This window comes from Sphingopyxis flava (assembly GCF_900168005.1).
Lineage (GTDB): Bacteria > Pseudomonadota > Alphaproteobacteria > Sphingomonadales > Sphingomonadaceae > Sphingopyxis > Sphingopyxis flava.
Genome location: NZ_FUYP01000026.1, coordinates 43,179 through 50,361, shown reverse-complemented (window position 1 = coordinate 50,361; position 7,183 = coordinate 43,179). Strand labels below are relative to the sequence as shown.

Annotated in this window: 10 protein-coding genes; 5 read left to right on the top strand and 5 right to left on the bottom strand. The window is 64.5% G+C overall.

All coding sequences use genetic code 11. From position 1 onward, the window contains the following. Positions 1–149 precede the first annotated feature (149 nt). The 3 genes from B5X69_RS16605 (at position 150) to B5X69_RS16595 (ending at position 1,641) form a co-directional block, all read left to right on the top strand. Positions 150–512 (top strand): Mpo1-like protein, encoded by a 363-nt coding sequence (locus tag B5X69_RS16605; RefSeq protein WP_079639709.1) that lies wholly within the window; start codon positions 150–152, stop codon positions 510–512. Further along, on the top strand, positions 509–937 hold the full coding sequence (locus B5X69_RS16600; protein ID WP_079639708.1) for an OsmC family protein: 429 nt from the start codon (positions 509–511) through the stop codon (positions 935–937). Before B5X69_RS16605 ends, B5X69_RS16600 begins: the two co-directional genes overlap by 4 nt. A gap of 158 nt (positions 938–1,095) precedes the next feature. Then, a complete protein-coding gene (locus tag B5X69_RS16595) occupies positions 1,096–1,641 on the top strand; it encodes a hypothetical protein (protein WP_217699144.1) in 546 nt (181 codons plus the stop codon). Here B5X69_RS16595 and B5X69_RS16590 read toward each other — a convergent pair. The 3 genes from B5X69_RS16590 to B5X69_RS16580 are packed head-to-tail and all read right to left on the bottom strand — an operon-like array spanning position 1,635 to position 2,989. Then, on the bottom strand, positions 1,635–1,973 hold the full coding sequence (locus B5X69_RS16590) for an antibiotic biosynthesis monooxygenase family protein (protein ID WP_079639707.1): 339 nt from the start codon (positions 1,971–1,973) through the stop codon (positions 1,635–1,637). The genes B5X69_RS16595 and B5X69_RS16590 overlap by 7 nt on opposite strands. Further along, a complete protein-coding gene (locus tag B5X69_RS16585; RefSeq protein ID WP_139375836.1) occupies positions 1,973–2,485 on the bottom strand; it encodes a hypothetical protein in 513 nt (170 codons plus the stop codon). The genes B5X69_RS16590 and B5X69_RS16585 overlap by 1 nt, the downstream gene beginning before the upstream one ends. 54 nt (positions 2,486–2,539) lie before the next feature. Further along, entirely contained in the window at positions 2,540–2,989 is a 450-nt protein-coding gene (locus B5X69_RS16580) for a glycine zipper 2TM domain-containing protein (RefSeq protein ID WP_079639705.1), read from the bottom strand. Positions 2,990–3,182: 193 nt separating this feature from the next. Between B5X69_RS16580 and B5X69_RS16575 the strand changes: the two genes are divergently transcribed. After that, the gene (locus tag B5X69_RS16575) at positions 3,183–4,052 is read left to right on the top strand and encodes an arylamine N-acetyltransferase family protein (RefSeq protein WP_079639704.1); all 870 of its coding nucleotides are present in this window, start codon (positions 3,183–3,185) and stop codon (positions 4,050–4,052) included. 51 nt (positions 4,053–4,103) lie between these two features. Here the strand turns inward: B5X69_RS16575 and arr are convergent, their stop codons facing one another. Beyond that, positions 4,104–4,538: an NAD(+)--rifampin ADP-ribosyltransferase gene (gene arr / locus B5X69_RS16570; RefSeq protein ID WP_079639718.1), complete on the bottom strand. Its 435-nt coding sequence runs from the start codon at positions 4,536–4,538 to the stop codon at positions 4,104–4,106. A gap of 216 nt (positions 4,539–4,754) precedes the next feature. On the opposite strand from arr, the gene B5X69_RS16565 reads away from it, so the two are divergent. After that, the gene (locus B5X69_RS16565; RefSeq protein WP_079639703.1) at positions 4,755–4,997 is read left to right on the top strand and encodes a DUF2061 domain-containing protein; all 243 of its coding nucleotides are present in this window, start codon (positions 4,755–4,757) and stop codon (positions 4,995–4,997) included. Between the two features lie 270 nt (positions 4,998–5,267). On the opposite strand, the gene thiC is transcribed toward B5X69_RS16565, so the two are convergent. Next, positions 5,268–7,154, bottom strand: a complete 1,887-nt coding sequence (gene thiC / locus B5X69_RS16560) for a phosphomethylpyrimidine synthase ThiC (RefSeq protein ID WP_079639702.1) — start codon at positions 7,152–7,154, stop codon at positions 5,268–5,270. Positions 7,155–7,183: the final 29 nt, after the last annotated feature.

The following is a 7,183-nucleotide window of genomic DNA, read 5'->3' as shown; positions in this document are numbered from 1 at the left end:
GCAAGACCCGATATCTCCATCAGGAGAAAACGCAAACGCTCCGGATGGTCCAACGCCTTCGCCAAAACCATCCTCGGTCAAATGCGATAGCCCTGTCCCCTTCGCCCAATACTCTTGACCCCGCCTCCTCATGTCCGCATGCTTGCCGCATGGCGCGAACCTACACGAGCTTCGCCGATTTCTGGCCTTTCTACCTGCGCGAGCATAGCAAGCCTTCGACACGGGCGCTGCACTATGCCGGGACGAGTCTCGTCGCGATGATCGCGCTCGCGGCCGTCTTGACAGCGAGCTGGTGGTGGCTCGCGGCTCTTCCCGTCGCGGGTTATTTCTTTGCCTGGCTTGCGCACTTCGCGGTCGAAAAGAACCGGCCCGCGACATTCACCTATCCGCTCTGGAGCCTCGCGGCCGATTTTCGCATGTGGCGACTGTGGCTGGCGGGGCGGCTGGGCCCCGAACTCGATCGTGCGGGCGTGACGCGGGTTTCGCGCCGAACCGGAGGAGATGAGGAATGACCGTGAACAGCGCAAGCGCCCGCTACGAAGGCTTCGGCAAGGATGGCAAGGGGCATCTCTGGACCAAGCGCGGTGCGCTCGACGGCGAACCTTATGGCTTTGCATCGCGCTTCGAGGATGGGCCTGGCACCAACCCCGAGGAACTGATCGCGGCGGCACACGCTGCCTGCTTCACCATGGCCCTCTCCTTCGCTCTGGCGCGAGCCGGCCATTCGCATGGCCAGCTGGACACGCGCGCGGACGTGACACTCGAGCGCGACGGAGATGGTTTCCAGGTGACGAAATCGGCGCTGACGCTGACCGCGACCATCCCGGGGATCGCGGCGGAAGAATTTGCAAGCCTCGCTGCGGATGCGGAGGCGACCTGCCCGATCTCGAAACTCCTCAATTGCAAGATCACTCTCACGCATAGTCTCTCCGACTAGGCGCAGGCCGCAAGGCGCGGGCAGCGCTTCCCAGTCCATCCGCGCGCGCTCCGGCGCCTGCGCGGCACCGGGCTTTCGATCTCGCCGTTCGGAAATTGGACTCGGCCGCGCGTTTCGCCCAGGATGACATCGGTTACCCCAATGGCAGGAGATCGACGATGCGCAGGCAATTGGCAGCGACGCTGGCGATTCTCTTGACGGCGGCGTGCGGCGCACCCTCCGACCAGTCCGAGGCCCGGGGCGAGGCGAGTGCGGTGCTGCCCTCAGGTCCCGAGGCCCAGATTGACGCGGTCGCGGCAGCGAATCTGCCCGCTGGCGTACGCGAGGCGGTGCTCAGCCGCGTGCCGGGCATGACAATCACGGGCGCCGAACGCAAGCAGCGCGACGGAATGATCTTCTACGATGTCGAAGGTACGCGACCGGACGGCAGCGAAGTTGAGCTTGACCTCCTCGAAGACAAGGGGCGCTTCACTATCGTCGAGGTGCAGCGCGACATCCGCTGGGCGGAGGCGCCGGCACCCGTCATCGCCGCAGCGCGCGCTGCGCCCGATGCGTTCGAGCCGGTGCGGGTTATCGAAAGCATGCAGGAGGATGGCACCGTCATCTACGAGCTGTTTGCTGCCGGAAATCCCGAAGAACCCGCGTCGGAGATCGACTGGAAGGACGGCAGGGCGGCCGTGCGGCGCGAGCGCGCGATCTATTGATCCTTTACCGCAGGGTCGGTGAGATCATCGGTGACCTCGAGCAGCAGCAGCGGCGCATCGCCTGCCTCGGCGATCGCGTCGAGGAAGGCCGCGCGCGTGGCGGGTTCGTCATAGGCCATCTTGGCATCGTACGCCGCTTTCCACGTGGCGTGGTCCGGCCACTCGGCAATGCCGATGAAGCGCGCTGTTTCCGCGGGCCCCACCTCGCGGTGGAGGCGCGAGCCGAGCGAGCCATATTTCGCGCGGATAAGCTCTGTTCCGCGGCGCCAAGCGGCGCGGAACTGATCCTCTTTGCCCGGATGCACTTTCCACCAATAGGCAGCGACGAACATCAATCCTCCCCAAACTGGCAGTTCCCGTCGCGCCATTGCTCGGTTCCGGCGGCGAAGAACCAGTGCGCGCGGGACCCGTTGACGCTCTCGTTATAATAGCAGACGTCCGTCGCGCCGTTCGATGGATCGATGAGCACCGACCACTGGTGTGGGCCGCAATTATGCGCCTCACACGCCCAGGACATGAGCTTGCCTTCATGCCTTTCAATCGGTGCCGAGGGTCCCGCAAGCGTTTCGATTGTGCGGCGTATCTCGGCATTGGTGACGGTCTTCGCAAGGCCGGCTTTGACCGCCGGATGGTCGTTCCAGGCGACCCCGTTCACGACATCGAACGGGAAATGGTCGACATAGGCTTGAAGGCCCGTGTCGGCTTGCGGCGCAGAGGACGGCGCTGCGGCTTTGCTCTTGGCGGCCGGGGTTTCGGATGCATCGGCCCTTCTCCGGCCATCTCCGCATGCGGCGAGCGTCAGGGTGGTCAGGGCGGCGAGAGTGAACAGGCGGCGGTGGGTCATGGCGATCATCTCCCTTTTGGTGATTATGCCATCGCGTCGCCGCCGCCGGAAGGCTTAGCGACAGCGCACGTCCTTGTTGCCGCCGCGATCAATCGCTCGGCCGGCAACCGCGCCGCCGATCGCGCCAAGTACGGTCCCCAGCGTCTTGGAATCGCCGGGCGCGATGACGTTGCCGAGCGCCCCGCCGGCAATCCCGCCGACGATCAGACCGGTGGTACCGTCAGAACGGCGGCAATAGTAACGGCCGTCGCGCCCGCGATAGACACGGTCGGCATTATTCAGCCGGCGCTCGCGGTAGCGACGGTCGCTGCGATAGTAGTTGTCCGCATAATAGCCGCCGTAGCGAGGGTCGGGGTTGTTGTAATCATACCGCCCGTAGCGGTCGTAATAGGCGCTGTCGTAATAGCCGTAGCCGCCATCGTCATATCCATATCCGCCTGTCGAGGCGCAGCCGCCGGCGAGCGCTGTCGCGGCGGCGAGCGAGAGGAGGGGGAGCAATTTCATGAAAAGGTCTCTCCTGTCTTCGCCGGTGTGCAATGCCCAGAGGAGGGGCAAGCCGGCAATGGACCCCGGTGAATAGACCCGCCAGTCGGTCGGGAGTTCCGTCTCCCCGCGTCCGCAAGGGGGCGCTTGACCTCAAGCGCCGTTGAGCTTTCATAAGGGTGGGCAGTGATTCGCGAGACGGAGCTCCCCGCTTATGCTATACCGCCCTCTGACGAACGAGAGCGACGCCGTTCCGGCGCCCGCAACCGACCCTTTCCTACGCCGCTATCTGGCGCGCATCGACTATGCCGGTCCGATCGCGCCGACGCTGGATGTGCTGCAGGCGCTTCAGGCGGCGCATCTTGCCGCGATCCCCTTCGAGGCCTTCGACGCGCTGGTCGACGGCGCGGTCGACATCGACCCCGACGCGGTCGATGCGAAGCTCATCGATTGCGGGCGCGGCGGCTATTGCTTCGAGCAGAACGGCCTGTTCCTCCGCGCGCTCCGCGCGATCGGCTTCGATGCCGAGGGGCTGCTCGGCCGGGTGCGCTGGATGCAGCCTTCCGGCGCCCCGCCAGCGCCGCGCAGCCATATGGTGCTGCGCGTGCGAATCAGCGGACGGCCGTGGCTTGCTGACGTGGGCTTCGGGTCGGCGGTGCCCCCTTCGCCGCTTGCCATGGACAGCGAGGCGCCGCAGCCGACGCCGCACGAGAGCTACCGCATCGTGCGGCGCGGTGATCAATGGAGCGTGCGCCTCGCGGCCGGCGGCGATTGGCTTCCGGTCTATGTCATCGACGAGGCGGTGCCGCCCGCGATCGATTACACCGTCGCCAACTGGTACACCTCGACTCATCCTGACTCGCATTTTCGCCATCAACTGATCGTGGCGCGGACGACGGCTGAGGCACGCTATGCGCTGCGCGATAACCGGCTGACGATCCGCCGCGCCAACGGCGCCACCGAGCGGCGATTTCTCGCCGCCGACGCAATTGAGGTCGCGCTCGGCGAGCTATTCGGCCTGCCCGCACGCCCGCATTGGCGCGGCGCGATCGAGCGCGCGGCGGCGGCCGAGGTGGAGATATAGCAAATTCGTGGCGCCAGAGCAGTTGTCCGGGCAAGCGGGAAAGGGAATCGGTCAGTCGATGATGACGTTCTTTCCCTCCGCGCGCAGCCGGGCGATGCCCTCTTTCATCGCCGCAAGCGCCTCGGGCGGGTGCGAAGTCCAGCTTTCGACCTCTCCCACGATTCGTAGCGGCGCACGGCTGCGATAGCTGCGGGTCGGGTTACCAGGAAATTTCTTGTCGGTGAGGTTCGGATCGTCGAACCAATCGCCGGTCGGCTCGACGATATAGATGCGCTCGCGGCCGTCGCCCGACGCGAGCTCGCAGCCCCAGACCGCCGATTCGAGCGCGGCGGAAAAATAGATCCACGAGAGCGGGGCGCCGTCGGCATAATTGCTCGCGCGCCCCGGGGCGAGCAGGTCGCCGACGGATAGGTCAGCGCGGGTGCCGTGATAGAAGACCGCGCCGGCGTCTGGACCGGTTGCGGCGGGGGTGTCGGAGTCTGTCATGCGGAGCCTCGCTTTCATGGGGGGCATTTATTCGTCGCCCTACCCTTAGCATCTTGCAACGAGCGCGGCCGGCCGGGGCGCCTGGGAGGAAAGCAATCTGCGACAACCGGCGTGCCGACGGCTGGAGATTGCGCGACGCCCTTCATCGCTCGCATCGATCACACACAGGGGCACTTTCAAATAGTATTGCGTAGCATTTGCAATAAAGTCCCGTTCATGCCACACGTCTATTCCCGAGAGGTCGCCAAGACACTCAGTTTTCTCGTGCTTCACCTCTCGGTGGGATTCACGGTGGCGTATCTGCTGACCGGGTCTTTCGCCGTTGCCAGCGGAATCGCGCTGATCGAACCCATGGTCAACGCGGTGGCGTTTTTCTTCCATGAGCGCGCCTGGCGCGGTGAATCCTCGTTCGAGCATTTGCGGGACCGTCGGCCCGAACCGTTCGGCGCGGCGCATTGAAGCTGGCCGCTCGGCCTCCATTTGAACTGTGACGGCAGCGCATCAACCTTGAAGCTGCGATCAGTCCAAGTCGGGGGCGCGGCCATATTCCGCGTAAAGTTCCGGCAGCCGCTCGGGGATGACATGGCGGGCCTTGCCCCAATAGTCCGGCGCGGGCGAGCCGAAGCCGAACTTGGCTTCATGCTCGACATCGCATGGCGCGCATTTCCAGCGGGCGGATTGAAGGATTTTCGAGCGTGGACGGCCCCCCCACCAAGCCCTCAGCGGCCCTCAATCATGCTCCCGGCCACCCGCGCCCATATACAGCTCGCGGCCCGTCTCCTCATAGACCTCGCTCATTTGCGCCATGCCCTTTTCGGCCTCTTCAGCCGCGATGAAGCCCGCGCTGTCCTGATTTTGCAGCTTGGCGAACTCGCGGACTTCCTGGCTGATCTTCATCGAGCAGAATTTGGGGCCGCACATACTGCAGAAGTGGGCGGTCTTGGCACCTTCCGCGGGAAGGGTCTGGTCATGATATTGCTCGGCCGTGTCGGGGTCGAGGCTGAGATTGAACTGGTCGCGCCAGCGGAATTCGAACCGCGCTTTCGATAGCGCGTCGTCGCGGACCTTGGCGGCGGGATGGCCCTTGGCGAGGTCGGCGGCGTGGGCGGCAAGCTTGTAGGTGACCACACCGACCTTCACATCGTCGCGGTCGGGCAGCCCCAAATGCTCCTTGGGGGTGACATAACAGAGCATCGCCGTCCCGTACCAGCCGATCATCGCGGCGCCGATGCCGCTGGTGATATGGTCATAACCCGGCGCGATGTCGGTGGTGAGGGGGCCAAGCGTATAGAAAGGCGCCTCGCCGCACGCTTCGAGTTGCTTGTCCATATTCTCCTTGATCTTGTGCATCGGGACATGGCCCGGCCCCTCGATCATCACCTGGACATCCTGATCCCACGCGCGCTTGGTGAGCTCGCCCAGTGTGTAAAGCTCGGCGAACTGCGCCTCGTCGTTCGCGTCGGCGATACTTCCGGGGCGCAGGCCGTCGCCGAGTGAATAGGCGATGTCATAGGCCTTCATGATCTCGGTAATCTCGTCGAAGCGTTCGTAGAGGAAGCTTTCCTTGTGATGCGCAAGACACCATTTCGCCATGATGCTGCCGCCCCGGCTGACGATGCCGGTGACGCGCTTTGCGGCAAGCGGGACGTAGGGCAGACGGACGCCAGCATGGATGGTAAAATAGTCGACGCCCTGTTCGGCCTGTTCAATGAGCGTGTCGCGGAAGATTTCCCACGTCAGTTCCTCGGCGATGCCGCCGACCTTTTCGAGCGCCTGATAGATGGGGACGGTGCCGATCGGGACGGGCGAGTTGCGGATGATCCATTCGCGCGTATCGTGGATGTTGCGTCCCGTCGAGAGGTCCATGACGGTGTCGGCGCCCCAACGGATCGACCAGACCATCTTGTCGACTTCGGAGGCGACGTCCGAGGCGACCGCGCTGTTGCCGATATTCGCGTTGATCTTCACGAGGAAATTTCGGCCGATCGCCATCGGCTCGCTTTCGGGGTGGTTGATGTTCGACGGAATGATCGCGCGGCCACGGGCAACTTCTTCTCGTACGAATTCGGGGGTGACATAGTCGGGGATGCTCGCGCCCCAGTCCTGGCCATCGCGAATATATTCAGCGAGGCGCTCGCGGCCGAGATTCTCGCGCGTTGCGACATATTCCATCTCGGGCGTGATGATGCCGCGGCGGGCATAGTGCATCTGGCTGACGTTTGCGCCGGGCCTGGCGCGAAGAACTTTCTTGCGGACATTGGGAAAGGCGGGGACGCCGCCCGAACGGTCGGGGCCGAGCTGGCCGTTGTCCTCGGGCCGCACCTCGCGCTGGGTCACTTCCTCGACGTCGCCGCGCGCCCGGATCCACGCCGCGCGCAGTTCAGAAAGCCCCTTAGCGATGTCGATGCTTGCATTAGGGTCGGTGTAGGGGCCGCTCGTATCGTAGACGCGCACTGGGGACTCGCCCGACGAGGGTTCGAGTAGTATTTCGCGCATCGCGACACGGATGCCGCTGCCCGTGGGTGAGGCGACATGGATCTTGCGGCTGCCCCGAATCGGGCCAGTCGTTACGCCGATCGGATCAGCGGCTTCAATGCGGGAATCGATGTCGGCCATGTCTCTCTCCAAGGGCTTCGGAGCGAGAA